The 18103-nt window shown below is 60.8% G+C and carries 13 protein-coding genes; 7 read left to right on the top strand and 6 right to left on the bottom strand.

All coding sequences use genetic code 11. From position 1 onward, the window contains the following. Positions 1-10 precede the first annotated feature (10 nt). Positions 11-919, top strand: coding sequence for a LysR substrate-binding domain-containing protein (locus MEB48_RS05890; protein WP_237882741.1), 909 nt, complete (start codon positions 11-13; stop codon positions 917-919). Between the two features lie 27 nt (positions 920-946). Here the strand turns inward: MEB48_RS05890 and MEB48_RS05895 are convergent, their stop codons facing one another. The 5 genes from MEB48_RS05895 to MEB48_RS05915 form a co-directional block, all read right to left on the bottom strand. Continuing rightward, positions 947-4186, bottom strand: a complete 3240-nt coding sequence (locus MEB48_RS05895) for a transporter substrate-binding domain-containing protein (RefSeq protein ID WP_237882743.1) — start codon at positions 4184-4186, stop codon at positions 947-949. Next, positions 4187-4813, bottom strand: coding sequence for a response regulator transcription factor (locus MEB48_RS05900; RefSeq protein WP_237882745.1), 627 nt, complete (start codon positions 4811-4813; stop codon positions 4187-4189). 87 nt (positions 4814-4900) lie between these two features. Beyond that, a complete protein-coding gene (locus MEB48_RS05905; protein ID WP_237882747.1) occupies positions 4901-5332 on the bottom strand; it encodes an FcoT family thioesterase in 432 nt (143 codons plus the stop codon). A gap of 159 nt (positions 5333-5491) precedes the next feature. Next, positions 5492-6829 (bottom strand): lysine N(6)-hydroxylase/L-ornithine N(5)-oxygenase family protein, encoded by a 1338-nt coding sequence (locus MEB48_RS05910; protein WP_237882749.1) that lies wholly within the window; start codon positions 6827-6829, stop codon positions 5492-5494. Positions 6830-6973: 144 nt separating this feature from the next. Beyond that, entirely contained in the window at positions 6974-7456 is a 483-nt protein-coding gene (locus MEB48_RS05915) for a sigma-70 family RNA polymerase sigma factor (protein ID WP_330932694.1), read from the bottom strand. Between the two features lie 333 nt (positions 7457-7789). Between MEB48_RS05915 and MEB48_RS05920 the strand changes: the two genes are divergently transcribed. The 3 genes from MEB48_RS05920 to MEB48_RS05930 are packed head-to-tail and all read left to right on the top strand — an operon-like array spanning position 7790 to position 12335. Next, positions 7790-8962, top strand: coding sequence for an efflux RND transporter periplasmic adaptor subunit (locus tag MEB48_RS05920; RefSeq protein WP_237882751.1), 1173 nt, complete (start codon positions 7790-7792; stop codon positions 8960-8962). After that, positions 8963-10933: a MacB family efflux pump subunit gene (locus MEB48_RS05925; RefSeq protein WP_237882753.1), complete on the top strand. Its 1971-nt coding sequence runs from the start codon at positions 8963-8965 to the stop codon at positions 10931-10933. A gap of 7 nt (positions 10934-10940) precedes the next feature. Further along, entirely contained in the window at positions 10941-12335 is a 1395-nt protein-coding gene (locus tag MEB48_RS05930; RefSeq protein WP_237882755.1) for an efflux transporter outer membrane subunit, read from the top strand. Between the two features lie 137 nt (positions 12336-12472). Here the strand turns inward: MEB48_RS05930 and pvdP are convergent, their stop codons facing one another. Continuing rightward, entirely contained in the window at positions 12473-14101 is a 1629-nt protein-coding gene (gene pvdP / locus MEB48_RS05935; RefSeq protein WP_237882757.1) for a pyoverdine maturation tyrosinase PvdP, read from the bottom strand. 276 nt (positions 14102-14377) lie between these two features. On the opposite strand from pvdP, the gene pvdM reads away from it, so the two are divergent. The 3 genes from pvdM (at position 14378) to pvdO (ending at position 18102) form a co-directional block, all read left to right on the top strand. After that, on the top strand, positions 14378-15748 hold the full coding sequence (gene pvdM, locus MEB48_RS05940) for a pyoverdine-tailoring dipeptidase-like protein PvdM (protein ID WP_237882759.1): 1371 nt from the start codon (positions 14378-14380) through the stop codon (positions 15746-15748). Further along, a complete protein-coding gene (gene pvdN, locus MEB48_RS05945; RefSeq protein WP_237882761.1) occupies positions 15745-17025 on the top strand; it encodes a pyoverdine-tailoring periplasmic protein PvdN in 1281 nt (426 codons plus the stop codon). The genes pvdM and pvdN overlap by 4 nt, the downstream gene beginning before the upstream one ends. Positions 17026-17214: 189 nt before the next feature. Continuing rightward, positions 17215-18102, top strand: a complete 888-nt coding sequence (gene pvdO / locus MEB48_RS05950; RefSeq protein WP_237882763.1) for a dihydropyoverdine dehydrogenase — start codon at positions 17215-17217, stop codon at positions 18100-18102. Position 18103: the final 1 nt, after the last annotated feature.

The raw sequence follows: 18103 nt of genomic DNA on the forward strand, positions 1-18103 counted from the left end.
TTGGAGAACGATGGTGGAAGACCTCAACACCCTGTACTACTTCACCCAAGTGGTGGAACACCACGGTTTCGCCCCGGCCGGGCGCGCGCTGGACATGCCCAAATCCAAGCTCAGCCGACGCATTGCCGAACTCGAAGAACGCCTCGGTGTGCGCTTGCTGCACCGCACCAGTCGGCATTGCTCGTTGACCGAAATCGGCCAGGCGTATTACCAGCGTTGCCTGGCCATGCGGGTGGAAGCCGAAAGCGCCGCCGAGCTGATCGAACGCAATCGTTCCGAACCCCAGGGCCTGGTGCGCATCAGTTGCCCGACCGCGCTGCTGAACACTTGGGTCGGGCCGATGCTGACCCGCTACATGCTCAAATACCCGTTGGTGGAGTTGTTCATCGAAAGCACCAACCGCCGGGTCGATCTGATCCACGAAGGGTTCGATATCGCTCTGCGCGTGCGCTTTCCACCGCTGGAAAACACCGACATGGTGATGAAGGTGCTGGGCAACAGCACCCAATGCCTGGTGGGCATTCCGGCGTTTTTGCAGCGTTTGTCGTCACCGGCCACGCCGGCTGATCTCAGCGGTCTGCCAAGCGTGCATTGGGGTGGCGCGCAGCGTGAATACCAGTGGGAATTGTTCGGTGCCGACGGTGCCAGCGCGCTGATTCGTCATACCCCGCGGATGGTCACTGACGACTTGCTGGCCTTGCGTCACGCGGTGCTCGCCGGCATCGGCATCGCCCACCTGCCCAACGTGGTGGTGCGTGATGAGATTGCCGCCGGACGACTGGTGGAACTGATTCCGGGCTGGACACCCAAGTGCGGGATCGTGCATGCGATCTTCCCCTCACGACGCGGATTGTTGCCGTCAGTGCGGACCTTGATCGACTTTCTCGGGGAGGAATTCAGTCACAGTGACATCGCTTGAGGCCGGCGATAGACGGGAGATCAAGCCTCAGCCCTGCTCAAGACTGTGGTCCAGGCGCGTCATGGCTTGATGCAACTGATCGACGGCTACGTCAATCAATGCGGCATCGCCCTTGCCACATGCACGCTCCAGTTGTTCGCAACACTCGACCAGGCTCAGCGCCCGGACCATCTGCGCCCCGCCCTTGATGCGATGTGCCAGGTCCTGCAAGCCGTGGTGATTGCCACTGGCATGCTCTTGCAGCAGGCGTTCGCGATCATCGCGGTTGGTCACGGCCAGGTCGTGCAACAGCTGGGTGATCAGCTCATAGTCGGCCCCTGTGTATCGCTGCAGCCCGCTTAAATCGATTTCGACCATGGAAAGCCCTTCATTCGCGTCTGCCGGTCCGCTGGAAAATCTCGTGGCCAACCATGTACTCAGGTCGACCAATCGAATCGGTTTAAACAGGCAATCGTCCATACCTGCTTCAATACAACGGGTTTTCACCTCGGGTTGCGCATTGGCGGTGAGGCCCAGAATTACGGTCGGTTGCCCCACTTCAAAGCGTTCCTCATCGCGGATCGCACCCGCCAGTTCATAACCGCTGACCACCGGCATGTTGCAGTCGGTGATGACCAGATCGAAGGTCTGTTCACGCCATTGCTCGAATCCTTGCTGACCATCCTCCGCGATCCGAACGTGGTGCCCCAAATAACTCAGTTGTCGCGAAAGCAACAACCGATTAGCCGGGTAATCATCGACCACTAGAATCGTCAGAGGGCGGGTCTTTATCTGTGATTCACTCTCCGACATTTCAATGATGGGCAACGTGTGCAATGCGACCAGTTCAAGGCTGATGTCCACCCGGGTGCCACGCCCGAGAAGGCTGTCGAGCTGCAAGCGCCCCCCCATCATTTCGCACAATGTGCGACTGATCGCCAGCCCCAGACCGGAACCCTGTCGGCCTGATTGCTGACTGTTCCCGGCCTGCACGAAAGGGCTGAACAATCGTTGCTGGTCAAAGGCGCTGATGCCGATGCCGCTGTCCTCGATGCGCACACGGGCCACGAGACGATCAGGCGGCGCGGGCACAATCCGCATGCTCAGACTGACCTCGCCTTCGTGGGTGAACTTGATTGCATTGCTCAGTAGATTGGACAGCACCTGTTTGAAACGCGTGGGGTCGATCAGCACATCACGGTCGCTGTGCTCGTCCAGTTCGACCCGCCACTGCAGATTCTTCTGCCGTGCCAGGCCTTCAAAGACCCGGCACACCGACACTACCAGCGCCTGCAAATTGGCCCGCTCCGGCGACAGCGACAGATGCCCTGACTCGATACGGGCGATGTCCAGAATGTCGCCGATCAATGCCAGCAACTGCTGCCCGGCATTTGACGCCACCTCGATGGCCGCACGGTCGGTAACGCCCTCATCTGCCCGTTTCAGCGCCAACTCAAGCATGCCGAGCAGGGCATTCATCGGCGTGCGAATCTCATGGCTCATGGTGGCCAGGAACGTGGTCTTGGCCCGGTTGGCATCGTCGGCGGCATCCTTGGCGTCCTGCAGTTGTTTGAGCCACTGCTGACGCTGACGGATCTGCCGACGCTGCCAGACGATCCAGGCCAGGGCGAGCAGCAACAAGGCGCCGGCCACGACGAAGGCCTGGAGAATTTGTCGGCGATGACGCAACCAGTAGCTTTCCTCCAGCATCAGGTCATTGCGCCAATACTGAGTCATCTCGTCGATCTCTTCGGGAGCGATGCTGAGCAATGCCTTGTCCAGTATCGAATGCAGCTCGGGGGCGTCCCGACCAGTCGCCAGCGTGCTGCGAGCGGGATCGACGCCAACGGTGCTTGTCACTTGCAGATGACCGCGATACAGCCGGGAAATCATGTAACGGGCGCCGATCAATGAATTGATACCACCGTCAGCCTTACCCTCGGCGACCATTTCCATTGCATCTGCCGTCAACGGTGCATTGACTAGCCGGATCTGCGGAAAATGCTGACGGACGAATTCGCCGGCACTGTTGCCCTGGGTAACGGCCAGGGTTTTGCCGGCCATATCATCAAGCGTCATGGGGCTGCCTGGCTCTGCGCGAGTCACCAGTACATTCGGGCTGGTCAGAAACGGGCGAGTGAATTGCAACTCGGCTTCACGTTCGATGCTGGGGCTGATGCCTGCTACCAGATCGACCTGCCCGGTCTTGATCCACTCGAACATTTCAGCGACGGACTTTGTCGGTCGTAGGTCGAACGTCAACCCTGTGCGCAGGCTGATTTTCTCCAATACATCAGCGCCAATACCGCGAAACCTGCCTTCGCTGTCGAAGAAGGAAATCGGCATCAGATTTTCATTGATCGCGACCCTCAAATGCGGATGCTGCTTGAGCCAATGCTGCTCGGTCACGCTGAAATGCAATGGCTGAGTGCCCGAAATAGAGGCGCCTCCACTGCCCCAGCGGCGCAAGATATTCATTTTTTCATTGGTCGTGATCGCCGTCAGCGCCTGGTTGACGATACGCAACAACCGGCGATTATCGCGAGCCATGGCAAAGGCAAAACGGCCAGGCTCCATGGCAGCAAAATCGGCCAGCTGGACATTGTTCAGGTAGTTTTTGCTGATCAGGTAATGGGCGCTGATCGCATCGCCCAGATAGACATCCGCTTGACCGAACGCCACGGCCCCCACCGCCCCCAGCGTCGAAGGAAAAAGCTCGACCCGGGCCTCGGGATAAAACTGCTGCACGTATTGCTCGGGCAAGTAGTGGTACAGCATCGCCAGGCGCTTGTCGGCCAGTGCCGGGGTCAGCGTTTGAGGCGAATCGGTGCGGGTCACCAGTACCGGTTGATCGACGGCGTAGGCGCTGGACTTCTGTAGCTGCGGATCCTGTGCCTCGTACCTATTAGCCGTTCCCAGCAGATCAGCCGTCCCTTGTTTGAGCGCCTGAATGGCCTCTTCTCGCGACCCGTAGCGTTGAACGTCGATCTCCACCTGCAAAAGCTGTTTGAGCAAACCGGCGTAGTCCGCCGTAACCCCCTCCAACGCATGGCCCGTGGTAGTGATGTCGAAGGGGGGATAGTCCGGGGCAGAGACGGCAAGCACCAACCGGCCCTTTTGCTGCAGCCAGCGGGAATCGGCCTCCGACAGCTTGACCGTAGACTCTTGCGCGTAGGAACGACCCAGCAATGTCAAGGTTTGCGGCTGGGCACTGACATGCGACACCCATAGGCCAAACCCCAGCAACAGCAGTCTTTTCAGGCAGCGAAAGTGTCGGAGGGCGTTCATTCAGATCAAATGATTGCGTCGGGCAAGATCCCGCAGATGCACCGACGATTCCACGTTGAGTTTTCCGATCAAACGGGTTTTGTAGGTACTGACGGTCTTGTGGCTCAAATGCATGATTTCAGCGATGACCTTGTTGCTCACGCCCCGTGCCAGATGCTGGAAGATCGTCAATTCGCGGTCCGACAGATTGTCGATCATCTGCTTTTCGCTGCGCTGCAACATGCTCAATGACACTGAACTCGAGGGCAGCTGCGTGAAATAGGTGTATCCCCTCATCACGGCGTGCACGGCTTTGTGCAGATGCTGCAGATCATTGGTCTTGGCGACATAGGCCGCGGCACCGGCGCGCATGCATCGTTCCTGATAAAACATCGGCTCCTGGGACGTGAAGACCACGATGCGACACCGCATCTCGCCAGTCTGAATCCGTGCCAGCACATCCAGCCCGTCGAGGGACGGAATGTTAAGATCCAGCACCACCAGTTCGGGCTTGTGTTCGCGAATCATTGGCAAGACCTCATTACCACTGGAGGCTTCGTAGATGCGTTTGTATCCCTCAAGCTTGAGTACGATTTTGACTGCGCTGCGAATCACCGGATGATCGTCCACAATCAACGCTGACTTCATGGTAACTCCCTAGGCAAAAATACGACGATCAGCACTCACTGCCCGCGGGCAAGGTCCGGATTCGACGCAGTAGCTGCGCATAGATACTTACATGGAAAACCGGACTGAACTACCTGACAAAAATGATAGTTCAGACGAACGGTCCTGCGGATCAACGAACGCCATCAAACGTTGAATTGAGGCGAGGTCAGGCAAGACGTGACTGATCTGAATCTTCTGTTGCCCCCTGGCCGGCAACGGTGACAACCAAGCCTGCTGGCCGTCGTAGATCAGCGCACGCTCCAGTTGCCGGTTATCGAGGCAGTAATCCACCAAGTCCAGATTCCCACCCGCCAGCGCGGCATCGATGACCAACAGATCGAAGGGTTCGCGACCGTACTCCACCAGGGTCAGCAACTCTTCCAGGCTTTGCACCGGCGCTACCCGGTAATAACCGAGCTGGTTGAAACAACGCTCGATTCTCAGCCGGTTAAAGTGTTGTTTGTCAGCGATCAGGATGCGTAAGGACTTGTTCGACAATGGCGCCCCCCTGAAGGGTGTCAGATTAGTGAGGGCGCAAGGCTACGGAAGACCTCTCGGGCTTTCTGTAGGACTTTTCTGAAATGCCGTCCCCCTTTCGGACGCGCTCCTGTAGTAGGCGTTGCGGCAGGCGGCGATCTTTTCAGGAGCGACTCACTATCAGCTCGCTGTGGCCAACAACACGTCCATCACCGACCGGCCATGCCCAGGGGATTTGCCATGGTCATACAACGATCCGGCAATTTCATCGGCGCGGATCGGCAGAATCGACAGCAAGGTGTCACTCAAGCCGTGACTGGCCTGGCAGAAACCCTGCATGTAGATGCCGGCCTTGCAACGCTCGTCGGTGATCAATTTGTAGTGGCGATCAACCTCGAAATCGCCCAGGTACTGTTCCAGTGGCGCCAGCAGTTTGCGGTGCATTTGGCGCTCGTAACCGGTGGCCAGCACCACGGCGTCGTAATGGCGAACCGTGAGTTCACCGGTGGCGTTATTGCGCATCGCCAGTTCGATACCTTGCTCGGTGGCGGCGGCTTTTTCGAGGGTGGTCAGGGTATGGAACGCGTGGCGCGCGATGCCCGAGACTTTCTGCCGGTAGAAGATGCCGTAGATGCGTTCGATCAGGTCGATGTCCACCACCGAATAGTTGGTGTTGTGGTATTCGTTGACCAGGCGCTCGCGTTCGCTGCTGGCCTGCTGGAACACCAGGTCGGTGAACTCCGGCGAGAACACTTCGTTGACGAAGGGGCTGTCATCGGCCGGTTTCAGGGCCGAGCCGCGCAGGATCATGTCCACCTGCACTGACGGGAAGCTGTCGTTCAAATCGATGAAGGCTTCCGCCGCACTCTGCCCGCCGCCGATGATCGCGATGCTCATCGGTTGGCTGTTCACGCACGGCTGCCTGGCCATGCGCTCCAGGTACTGGGCGTGGTGGAACACCCGGCCGTCATCCTTCAGCGCCTTGAACGCTTCAGGAATGCGCGGTGTACCGCCGGTGCTGACCACCACCGAACGGGTAGTGCGCACATGTTGCTGGCCTTGGGTATCGCGCGAGATCACCCGCAGCGCTTCGACCTGCTGGTGATGCAGCACCGGCTCAATGGTCAGCACTTCCTCACCATAGCGACTCTGTTCGGTAAATTGCCCGGCGACCCAGCGCAGGTAGTCGTTGTATTCCATGCGACACGGGTAAAAGGTGCCGAGGTTGATGAAGTCCACCAGACGACCGTGATGCTTGAGGTAGTTGACGAAGGAATACGGGCTGGTCGGATTACGCAGCGTCACCAGATCCTTGAGGAAGGAAATCTGCAGTTCGCTCTGGGTGACCAGGGTGTTGCCGTGCCAGCGGTAGTCCGCCTGCTTGTCGAGAAACAGTACATCCAGCTCGCCCTGGCTCGGTCCGCGCTCTTGCAGGGCGATGGCCAACGCCAGGTTCGAAGGGCCGAAACCGACGCCGATCAGGTCGTGAACGATGGGCGATGCAATTGCCTGTGTCATTTCCAGTGTCCTCTGGATGAACCCCGGAGCAGCGGGGATAAAGCCTGGGTGACCTGACCGGCCTTTGGCGGCAGCAGATCGTCTGTTGAATAGGAACGAGGACAATGAAAAAAAATTTAACGAGGCAGGCTTAAACGGTGCCGATCAATGGGCGTCCCACTGGCGCATGCGCACCCGGCAATGCTTCATGGCATTGACGATGTGCTTTTCCACCAGCGCTCGGGAAATGCCCAGGTGTTCGGCGATTTGCGGGTGCGACAAGCCGTCGATCTTGCGCAAAAGAAAACTCTCGCGACACAGCCTTGGCAGCTCCGCCAGTGCGCGCTGGAGCATGTCCAGGCGTTGACCGTGATCGATACTGTTATGGGGGGATGGCGTGAAGTAGCGTTCTTCGCTGTCGAGCACGTCCAGGGATTCGACCTGACGCAAGGCATTGCGGCGGTGGTCGTCGATTACCAGATTGAGCGCGGTGCGATAGAGAAACGCCCGGGGTTGTTCGATCGGCGTATCGCTGGAACGCTCCAGCACTCGCAGATAAGCGTCATGCACCACATCTTCGGCCACCTGACGATTGCCTAGCTTGGCGTTCAGGAAATACACCAGCTCGCGATAGTAGTTTTCCAACATGACTCCCGGCCGCAAAGGGTGCGGTTTCTATCCTTGAACCAGATCCGCGACCGCCGGGTAGGCAGTGGCACGATGGTGGCAGTTCGAGCGTGTAATTTATAGTAATTCTCATATAGATTTAAAGCGCTGTTTCTATTTGCCTGGTAAATAGTGCTGTCCTAGACCTGTAACCCTTGCCTGTCCTTCCAAGCGTCCACGCTTAAATTCCCCGCGTCTTCCATCGTTTACAGGACAGCTTCCCGTGTCTGTCGGCCCTTCCGACAGCGTCCAGCTGTCGCCAGATTTTGCGCGTCACCTGAGCGACGGGCCGAATCTAATTGGCCGGAACCCTGCATGAAACGTCCCCGTCACACCCGACGCGCCCTGCTTGTAGCCCTTTGTCTGATCCCCGTTATCGCTGTCGCGGCCTGGCAGGTTCTGCCTCCCGGCCGTGACCGGTTCGCCACGGTCCAGGTCGCTCGCGGCGACATTGAAAGCAGCGTCACGGCGTTGGGGACCCTGCAACCGCGACGGTATGTCGATGTCGGCGCCCAGGCCTCAGGGCAGATTCAAAAGATTCATGTGGAGGTCGGTGATGTCGTCAAGGAAGGCCAGTTGCTGGTGGAAATAGACCCTTCCACTCAGCAGGCCAGACTCGACGCCGGGCGTTTTTCCATCGACAACCTCAAGGCGCAGCTTCAGGAGCAACGGGCACAACACGACCTGGCCCGGCAGAAATATCAACGCCAACAGAACCTCGCCGCCGGCGGCGCCACACGCGACGAAGATGTGCAAACGGCCCTGGCCGAACGGCGCACAACCCAGGCGCGCATCGACATGTTCGAGGCACAAATCCGCCAGGCCCAGGCCAGCCTGCGCAGCGATCAGGCCGAGCTCGGCTACACGCGCATTTACGCACCGATGAGCGGAACGGTCGTCGCCCTCGATGCCCGTGAAGGCCAGACCCTCAACGCCCAACAGCAAACGCCGCTGATCCTGCGCATCGCCAAACTGTCGCCCATGACAGTCTGGGCCGAGGTTTCGGAGGCAGATATCGGACACGTCAAACCCGGCATGACCGCCTGGTTCACCACACTCAGCGGCGGCAATCGGCGCTGGAGCAGCACGGTCCGACAGATCTTGCCGATACCGCCCAAACCACTGGATCAGACCAGCCGGGGTGGCGGCAGCCCGGCCAGTTCCAATAAGAGCGGCACCGGTCGCGTGGTGCTGTACACGGTGCTGCTGGACGTCGACAACACCGACAACGCGCTGATGGCGGAAATGACCACCCAAGTGTTCTTTGTCTCCCACCAGGCAAAAAACGTCCTCACCGCGCCGGTTGCGGCCTTGCAGGGCGGCCCGCAGGCCGACAGTCAAACGGCTCTGGTCGTCGCCCAAAACGGTGACATCGAGCAACGGACTGTGCGCACCGGCATCAGCGATCGCCTGAACGTGCAGATCCTCGACGGGCTGGACGACGGCGATCACCTGTTGATCGGCCCCGTCGACGGCAGCGGAGGCTGAATGCAAACGCCTCTGATCGACCTGCAAGACATTCGTAAATCCTACGGTGGCGGCGACGCACCTGAAGTCCACGTATTGCGCGGCATCGACCTGTCGATCCACGCCGGGGAGTTTGTGGCGATCGTCGGCGCTTCCGGTTCCGGCAAATCGACGCTGATGAACATCTTCGGCTGCCTCGACCGGCCGACGTCCGGCGAGTATCTGTTCGCGGGAGAAAACGTCGCCCGACTCGACGGCGATGAACTGGCCTGGCTACGCCGCGAGGCATTCGGTTTCGTGTTTCAGGGTTATCACCTGATTCCGTCCGGCTCGGCCCAGGAAAACGTTGAGATGCCGGCGATCTATGCTGGCACTCCGGCGACCGAACGCCATGCCCGTGCCGCCGCCCTGCTCGATCGTCTCGGCCTGGCGTCACGCACCGGCAACCGTCCGCATCAGCTCTCCGGCGGGCAGCAGCAACGGGTGTCCATCGCTCGCGCCTTGATGAACGGCGGCCATATCATCCTCGCCGACGAACCCACCGGCGCCCTCGACAGCCACAGCGGCGCCGAGGTCATGGCGCTGCTCGACGAACTGGCGAGTCAGGGCCACGTGGTGATCCTCATCACCCACGACCGCGATGTGGCGGCACGGGCCAAACGCGTCATCGAAATCCGTGACGGCCTGATCATCAGTGACAGCGCCAATGATGCAGCTCCGCTACAGTCCGCCAACCCGGGCGCCTTGCAAGCGGTGGATTTGCGCAAGCGGCTGACCGAAGGCGCCGAGGCCACCGGCGCCTGGAAAGGTGAACTGATCGATGCCGTACATGCGGCCTGGCGGGTGATGTGGATCAATCGTTTCCGCACCGCCCTGACGCTGCTGGGGATCATCATCGGCGTCGCTTCGGTGGTGGTGATGCTGGCCGTCGGCGAAGGCAGCAAGCGTCAGGTGATGGCGCAGATGGGGGCATTCGGCTCGAACCTCATTTACCTCAGCGGCTCCGCCCCCAACCCGCGCACATCGTCGGGCATCGTGACCCTCGATGACGTCGCGGCGCTGGCCAGCCTGCCGCAGGTCATGCGGATCATGCCGGTCAATGGCGCGCAGGCCGGGGTGCGTTTCGGCAACCTCGACCACTTGAGTTATGTCGGCGGCAATGACACGAACTTTCCGACGATCTTCAACTGGCCGGTGGTCCAGGGCAGCTACTTCACCGAGGCCGATGAACACAACGCGGCGGCGGTCGCAGTGATCGGCCATAAGGTTCGCACCAAGCTGCTCAAGGATGTCACCAACCCCATCGGTCAATACATCCTGATCGAGAACGTGCCCTTTCAGGTCGTGGGCGTGCTCGCCGAAAAAGGCGCCAGTTCCGGCGACTCCGACAGCGACAACCGGATCGCCGTGCCCTACTCGGCGGCCAGTGTCCGGCTGTTCGGCAGCCAAAACCCCGAATACGTGACCATTGCCGCGGCCGATGCGCGCAAGGTCAAAGAAACCGAAAAAGCCATCGAGCAGTTGATGCTGCGCCTGCACAACGGCAAATACGATTTCGAACTCACCAATAATGCCGCAATGATTCAGGCCGAAGCCCGCACGCAGAATACGCTGTCGCTGATGCTCGGTTCGATTGCAGCGATCTCGTTGCTGGTGGGCGGGATCGGGGTGATGAACATCATGCTCATGACCGTGCGCGAACGGACCCGGGAGATCGGCATCCGTATGGCCACTGGAGCCCGTCAACGCGACATTCTGCGCCAGTTCCTTACCGAAGCAGTGATGCTCTCGGTGGTCGGCGGGATCGCCGGCATCGCCTTGGCGCTGATCGTCGGCGGCGTATTGGTGCTCAGCAAAGTCGCGGTGGCCTTTTCCCTGGCGGCCGTCACCGGCGCGTTCGCCTGCGCACTGATCACCGGCGTTGTCTTCGGCTTCATGCCGGCCCGCAAAGCTGCCCGGCTCGACCCGGTCACGGCCCTTACCAGTGAATGATCGATCTATGAAACCGCAACTGAGCCTGTTGACCCTTTGCCTGTTACTCGGCGCGTGCAGCCACCCCGCTCCGCGCCCGGACAGCGGCATTAAACCCCCGCCGGCCTGGCAATCGCCACACCGCGAAAGCGCTTCCCAAGCGAATCGGCAATGGTGGACGCAGTTTGGCAGCCCGCAGCTCGATCGCCTGATCGAACAGGCCCGCGTCGGCAGCTATGATCTGGCCGCCGCCATCGCCCGGGTGCGCCAGGCTCAGGCCGACGCGGTGATTGCCGGCGGCTCGCAGTTACCAGAGGTCACGGCCGGCATGAACGCCAACCACCAGAGACTGCTGCGCGGCAACGGCTACCGCCAACTCGATGCCAGCAGCAGCGATAAAGCCGTGGACTACTTTGACGCCAGCCTCAGCGCCAGTTACGAAATTGACTTTTGGGGCGGCAAACGCGCGTCCCGAGACAGTGCGCAGTTCGGGCTGCGCGCCAGCGAGTTCGATCAGGCTACGGTTGAGTTGACCCTGCTCAGCGGGGTTGCCGACCGCTACGCGCAAACCTTGGCGCTGGGGGAACAAAGTCGCATTGCCGAGCTGAACCTGGCCAACGCACAGAACGTCCTGAAACTGGTGCAGACCCGTTTCGACTCAGGCTCGGCCACCGCACTGGAACTGGCGCAACAGAAAAGTCTGGTGGCGGCGCAACAACGGCAACTGCCGCTGATTCGCCAGCAAGCCGAGGAGGCCCTGATCAGCCTCGCCGCCCTCCTTGGCCGGCCGGTTCAGCAACTGCCGCCCAGCCAGGAGTCCTTCGATCAACTGCAGTGGCCTGCCATCGGGGCCGGGCTGCCCAGCGAACTGCTCAGCCGCCGCCCAGACATCGCCCGCGCCGAAGCGCAACTGGCCGCCGCCCAGGCCGACGTCACTGTCGCTCGCGCCGCGATGCTGCCCGCCGTGACCCTGAGCGCCAACATCGGTTCGGGCGCCAACACAGCCAACGATATTCTGCGCAACCCGTTCTACAACCTGACCGCCGGGCTGGTCGCGCCGATCTTCAATAACGGCCGCCTCGGCGCTGAGCGCGACAAGGCCACGGCCCGTCAACAAGCACTGCTGGAAACCTATCGAGGCGCGATCATCAACGGTTTTGCCGACGTCGAAAAAGCCCTCAACAGCATTCGCGGCCTGGAGGAACAGCGGGAGTGGCAACGCGAAGAATTGAACCAGGCGCAGACCGCGTTCAACATTGCGCAAAGTCGTTATCAGGCCGGTGCCGAGGATTTGCTGACGGTGCTGGAAACGCAGCGCACGTTGTATGCGGCGCAGGATTCGAATGTGCAACTGCGGTTGTCGAGGTTGCAGGCGAGTATTGCCTTGTACAAGGCGTTGGGTGGGGGGTGGCAGGCGATGTAATAGTAGTGACTGTTAAACCGCTTTCGCGAGCAAGCCCGCTCCCACAGGGTTCTATGTGTACCGCATGATCGGGGCACGACACATAACCTGTGGGAGCGGGCTTGCTCGCGAATGAACGATAACTCGGTCCCCCCGGCTTAACTCGACAGCGGCTTGACCTTCAGATTCCGCGCATACCACGGCCGTTGCGGCACGCGACGGAACAAATCCGTCAGTTTCTTTTCGTCCGTGCCAAAGGTAATGCGCAGCGCCAGCTTCATGGTTTCCGGGTCCATTTCCACCGACTTGCCGATCTGTAATCCCGGCGTGGTGCTGCAACCGTGGGTGCTCGGGCCGAGCCACGGATCATCGACTTCAACCCAGCGACCGGGGGCGAACCAGGGCACGCCATTGACCTCAAGCCGACTGACTTCCCCCGGATGGAAACGTTCGTGGGCGCGATACCAGTCTTCCAGACGATCGTCGATCCAGCCGTGGAAGTGCCAGAACACCGGGTTCACATGAGAGGAAAACGGGTCACCGAGGAAGTCGTTCTCCGGCGCATACCAACGCGCGGAAAAGTCCGCCGGATCCCGGGCAAAAGGCACCGGCTGACCATTGGAGGGATCGCGTGGCACCGAGGCCCAGCGCATGTGCAGCCAGTCGTGCAGGCCTAGCTCGATCTCGGAACCGAACTGCCCCAGGGTCAGCTTCGACAGATAACGCGGATCGCTGTAGCGCGATTCCCAAACCTGGAAATTACTGTGATAGGTCTCGGCCGTCTTGATGTCGCTGACCCACCGGGTGTACTCGGTGTCTTCGGCGGCCAGCCAGGTGGGCGGCAGCGCCGTGCCATCGTGATTGTCGAAATAGCGGGCAAAGCCCTGGCGGTCGCGCTCAAGTTCCGGCTGCGGCATCGGGAAGCTCGGCCAGGACGGCAGGTCCTGCATCGAACGCGCAGTGCCGAGCATGTGTCGATGCATGAAGAAAAAATCCACCCCCGAGCCATTCCGGTCTTTGCGCGGCCCACGGGCATCGCGCTCCTCGCCCCGCGGGCCCGGCTGCCAACCGATACCACGCAAGGCGCCGCGCTGGTCTTCGGAGAGTTTGTGCCATTTGTCCCGCGTGGCGTGCCAGAGCTGGTGGAACAAGCGGTGTTCGGGGGAAATCAGCCACGCCAGCAACGGCGGATTCAGACCGACACGCTCGCGGGCTTCGGGAAACAGCCGCTTGCGCGCGATAAATCGATTGTCCAGTTCCGGCAAGCCGAGCGGGCGATCCAGACGCAGAATCCGCCCGCTGAGCGTGCCACTGCCGGCATTGCCGAAATCAGCCCAGACCTCATCGAGCGTGACCGCCAGTTCATAGGCCGGTGCGCCGTTGGCCGATCGTGTATCGACCAGACGCCAGTACAGCTGACTGGCGTCTGGCGAAACCAGATCGCCGATCACCCGGTAACGCGGCTCGGCTTCGCCACGTAGTTGCTGCGCCGTATCGAGGCAACCACGCAGGCCGCGGCCGCGCTGAGCGATGTCGAGAAACAGTTCCAGCCCGTTCTGCGGTAAACCGTCGAGGCCCGCACGGGAACCTTCGAAGCGGATATCCCAGATGCCTCGCAGCGAGTTGGCCAACTGCTGACCCGCGGTGTCCGCCAGGTCGACGGTCGCTTCACCCGGGGTGATCGTCGGGTCTGGCTTCGTCCATTCGCGATGCCCATAAAAAGCCGCAGGCACAGCAGCGCCGGTCAGCGCCAGGCCTGCCATGAACCATCGTCGAGAAATCGTCATTGCCCTACCTGTGTCAGCCATGAAGCAGGCTTTATCCAAGCTAGAACGTTTGTTGCGCGCACAAATTTAAGAGCTTCGCGGGCAAGCCTCGCTCCTACAGATTCGCGCCGGTCAGGATATCGGCGACATTCCTGTAGGAGCGAGCGGTGCGGCGATCCGACTTGCCCGCGAAGAGGCCCTCAAGCTCACCTAAATTTCCCGGCCAGCCACTCGTTCCTCCCAGATAGCAAAGGCCCCTGCGCCCGCACCGGGGCGGCGAACCTGACTGAGATGGCAATGACAAAACCACGTTCGAAAAAGGCTCTTTACATCGGCCTGCCGCTGGCCTTGGCAATCATCGCCAGCGCAGGCTTTGCGGTCTGGTATTACGGGTTCAAGGACAACCTCGGTTACCCGATCAAGGTGATCAAACAGGCCGACGAGTTGCACGAGCGCATGCTCTCCTTCGACAGCCACATCAGCCTGATGCAGAACTTCGGCACGCGGGGCAACGAAGCCGACAAGGATGGCAAGGGCCAGTTCGACCTGATCAAGGCTAACCGTGGGCACCTGTCCGGCGCGGCCCTGACGATTTTCGGCTGGCCCGAACTGTGGAATGGCGCCAACGCGCCGCACCGGCCCACCGCCGGTTTCGTCGAAGAGGCACGCAACCAGCAGGAAATCCGCTACAAGATTATTGTCGGCATGGTCCGCGACTTTCCCAACCAGGTCGCGATTGCCTACACCCCCGACGATTTCCGTCGATTGCACGGTGAAGGCAAGTTCGCGATTTTCATCAGCATGCTCAATGCCTACCCGCTGGGCCATGACCTGAAGCTGCTGGACCTGTGGACGGCGCGCGGCATGCGCATGTTCGGCTTCAGCTACATCGGCAATAACGACTGGGCCGACTCTTCGCGCCCCTTGCCGTTTTTCAACGATTCGCCAGATGCCCTCGACGGCCTCTCGGACCTGGGCAAGCAAGCGGTGCATCGCTTGAATGACCTGGGCGTGATCATCGACGTGTCGCAAATGTCGACCAAAGCCCTGGAACAAGTCGCGCAATTGAGTCGCACGCCGATGGTCGCTTCGCACTCGGCGCCACGGGCGATGGTCGATATCCCGCGCAATCTCAGCGACAAGGAATTGCAGCTGATCAAGAACAGCGGCGGCGTGGTGCAGGTGGTCGGGTTCTCCCAATACCTGCGACCGCTGACCCAGACCACCCAGGACAAACTCAACGAACTGCGCCAACAGTTCGACCTGCCGCCGCTGCCGAACCTCGCCATGGCGTTGATGCCGGGTGATCCGGTCATCGCCGCCTGGTCCGAGAAAAAATTCGGCCAGTACGCCAGCCGTCTCTACGCGATTCTTGAAGAAGAACCCAAAGCCACCCTCAAGGACCTCGGTGACGCCATCGATTACACGGTGCGAAAAATCGGCATTGATCATGTCGGCATCAGCTCCGACTTCAACGAAGGTGGCGGCGTCAAGGGTTGGAACAACGTCGGTGAAATTCGCAACGTCACGGCGGAACTGATCTCGCGCGGCTACTCCGAAGCAGACATCGCCAAGCTCTGGGGCGGCAACTTCCTGCGGGTCTGGGATCAGGTACAGAAAGCCGCCAAGCCGGCGATGATTTCACATCAAGGCACGAGCAAACCATGAGCGATCGTCGCACTTTTCTGAAACAGGCCGGGATACTCGCCGCCGGCCTGCCCCTGACTGCCGGCCTGCACAACGTCGCCAGCGCCACGCCCCTGCCCTCGCTGCCGCAGGATAAATGGGCGCAATTGCGGCAATTGTTCGACCAGGATCCGGATTACCTGCACTTCTCCAACTTCCTGATCACCTCGCACCCCAAACCGGTGCGCGAAGCGATCGAGATGCACCGTGCCGCCCTCGATAAAAACCCTGGGCTGGCCATGGACTGGGACTTGGGTGTCATCGAGCAGCGCGAAGAAGAGGTGCGCGTCTGGGCAGGTCGTTACCTGCAAGCCAATGCCAGACAGATCGCGCTGACCGGCAGCACCACCGAAGGCCTGGCGATGATTTACGGCGGCGTGCATGTGCGCCCGGACCAGGAAATCCTCACCACCGCCCACGAGCATTACGCGACCCACACAATCCTCAATCTGCGCACCCAACGGGACGGCACCCGGGTGCGCAAGATCAGGCTGTTCAAGGATCCGCAGACGGCCTCCAAAGCCGAAATCCTTGCGTCGATCGACCAGAACATCAAACCCGAAACCCGCGTACTGGGCATGACCTGGGTGCCCTCCGGCAGCGGCGTGAAACTGCCGATCGCGCAAATCGGCGCCCTGGTGGACAAGCACAACCGCCACCGCAACGAGCAGGACCGCATCATTTACCTGGTCGACGGCGTGCATGGTTTTGGTGTCGAGGATTTGAGTTTCCCGGCCATGAACTGCGATTTTTTCATCGCCGGCACGCACAAATGGATGTTCGGCCCCCGTGGTACGGGCATCGTTTGCAGCCGCAGTGAAGAGGTCAAATACGTCACGCCGATCATCCCGACCTTCTCCGAAGCCACGGCGTTCTCCACCACCATGACGCCGGGTGGCTACCACTCGTTCGAGTACCGCTGGGCACTGAACGAAGCCTTCAAACTGCATTTGCAATTGGGTAAGGCCGAGGTTCAGGCGCGTATCCATGCCCTGAACAGCTACATGAAAAAACGCCTGCAAGCGCACCCTCGGATCGAACTGGTCACGCCCCTGAGCCCCGAGCTGTCTTCCGGCTTCAGCTTCTTCCGGGTCGAGGGTCAGAGCAGCGACAAAGTCGCCGCCTGGCTGATGCAAAACCGCGTGATCACCGATGCCGTGGAGCGCGACGTGGGCCCGGTGGTCCGCACGGCGCCGGGGCTGCTCAACACTGAAGCCGAAGTCGACCGCTTCATGGCGTTGCTCGGCCAACAGCTCTGATCGACAGCCCCAATGGTTAATAGCGCAATCCATGTGGGAGCGGGCTTGCTCGCGAAGGCGGCGCCACAGTCAACGTTGATGTCGCCTGACACACCGCCTTCGCGAGCAAGCCCGCTCCCACAGGTTGCGCACCTGAACTGACTGGCATCAGCCCCCCTGATTCCCTTTAACTTTTTATCGAGAGCAATGATGAACAGTGAGCTGCGTAGTTTTTCCTTGAAGACGCTCCCCGCACTGGCCTTCGCCGCCGTGGTTGCCAGCCTGATGCCGGGCGCCGCTCAGGCCGCCGCACCCGCCCCGCCCGGGAAAGTCTTCAAGGACTGCAAGGACTGCCCGGAGATGGTCGTGCTGCCCACCGGGACCTTCACCATGGGTACCCCGGACAATGAGGTGGGCCGCGAGCCCGATGAAGGCCCGTTGCACCCGGTGACCTTCGCCAAACCGCTGGCCATCAGCCGCTTCCAGGTGTTGGCCGGCGAGTGGGACGCGTACTTGCGCGACAGCGGTTACGTCATGCCCGACGGCGACACCCGGCCGGGCCGCGAGTGCAAGGCCGGCGTGCCGCGCTATGAACGCACGGCCAGGCATCCGGCGGTGTGCATGGACTTCCCTGAGGTCAACGCCTATGTGGCCTGGCTCTCGAAGAAGACCGGCAAGCACTATCGACTGGTCAGCGAATCGCTGCGTGAGTATGCCGCTCGCGCGGGCAGCAGCGGCCCGTTCCCCTTCCCGTTCGATGAAGGCAAGGAATACAGCATCGCCAAACACGCCAACATCTACGGCGCCGCTGATGGTTACAACTTCACCTCACCGGCGGGCACTTTCCCGGCCAACGCCTTCGGCGTGTATGACATGCACGGCAACGTCTATGAGTGGACCGCCGATTGTTACAACGAGAACTACGTCGGTGCGCCGAGCGATGGCAGCGCGTGGTTGACCGGCGACTGCAAGGCCCGGCGCATTCGAGGCAATGACTGGGGTGAAGCACCGGTGTTCTCGCGTTCGGGCAACCGTAACGCCACCTACCCCGAAACCCGTGGCGACTGGATCGGCTTTCGCGTCACGCGGGATCTGTGAT

The organism is Pseudomonas sp. PGPR40 (genome assembly GCF_022014505.1).
In the GTDB taxonomy this organism is placed as follows: Bacteria; Pseudomonadota; Gammaproteobacteria; order Pseudomonadales; family Pseudomonadaceae; genus Aquipseudomonas.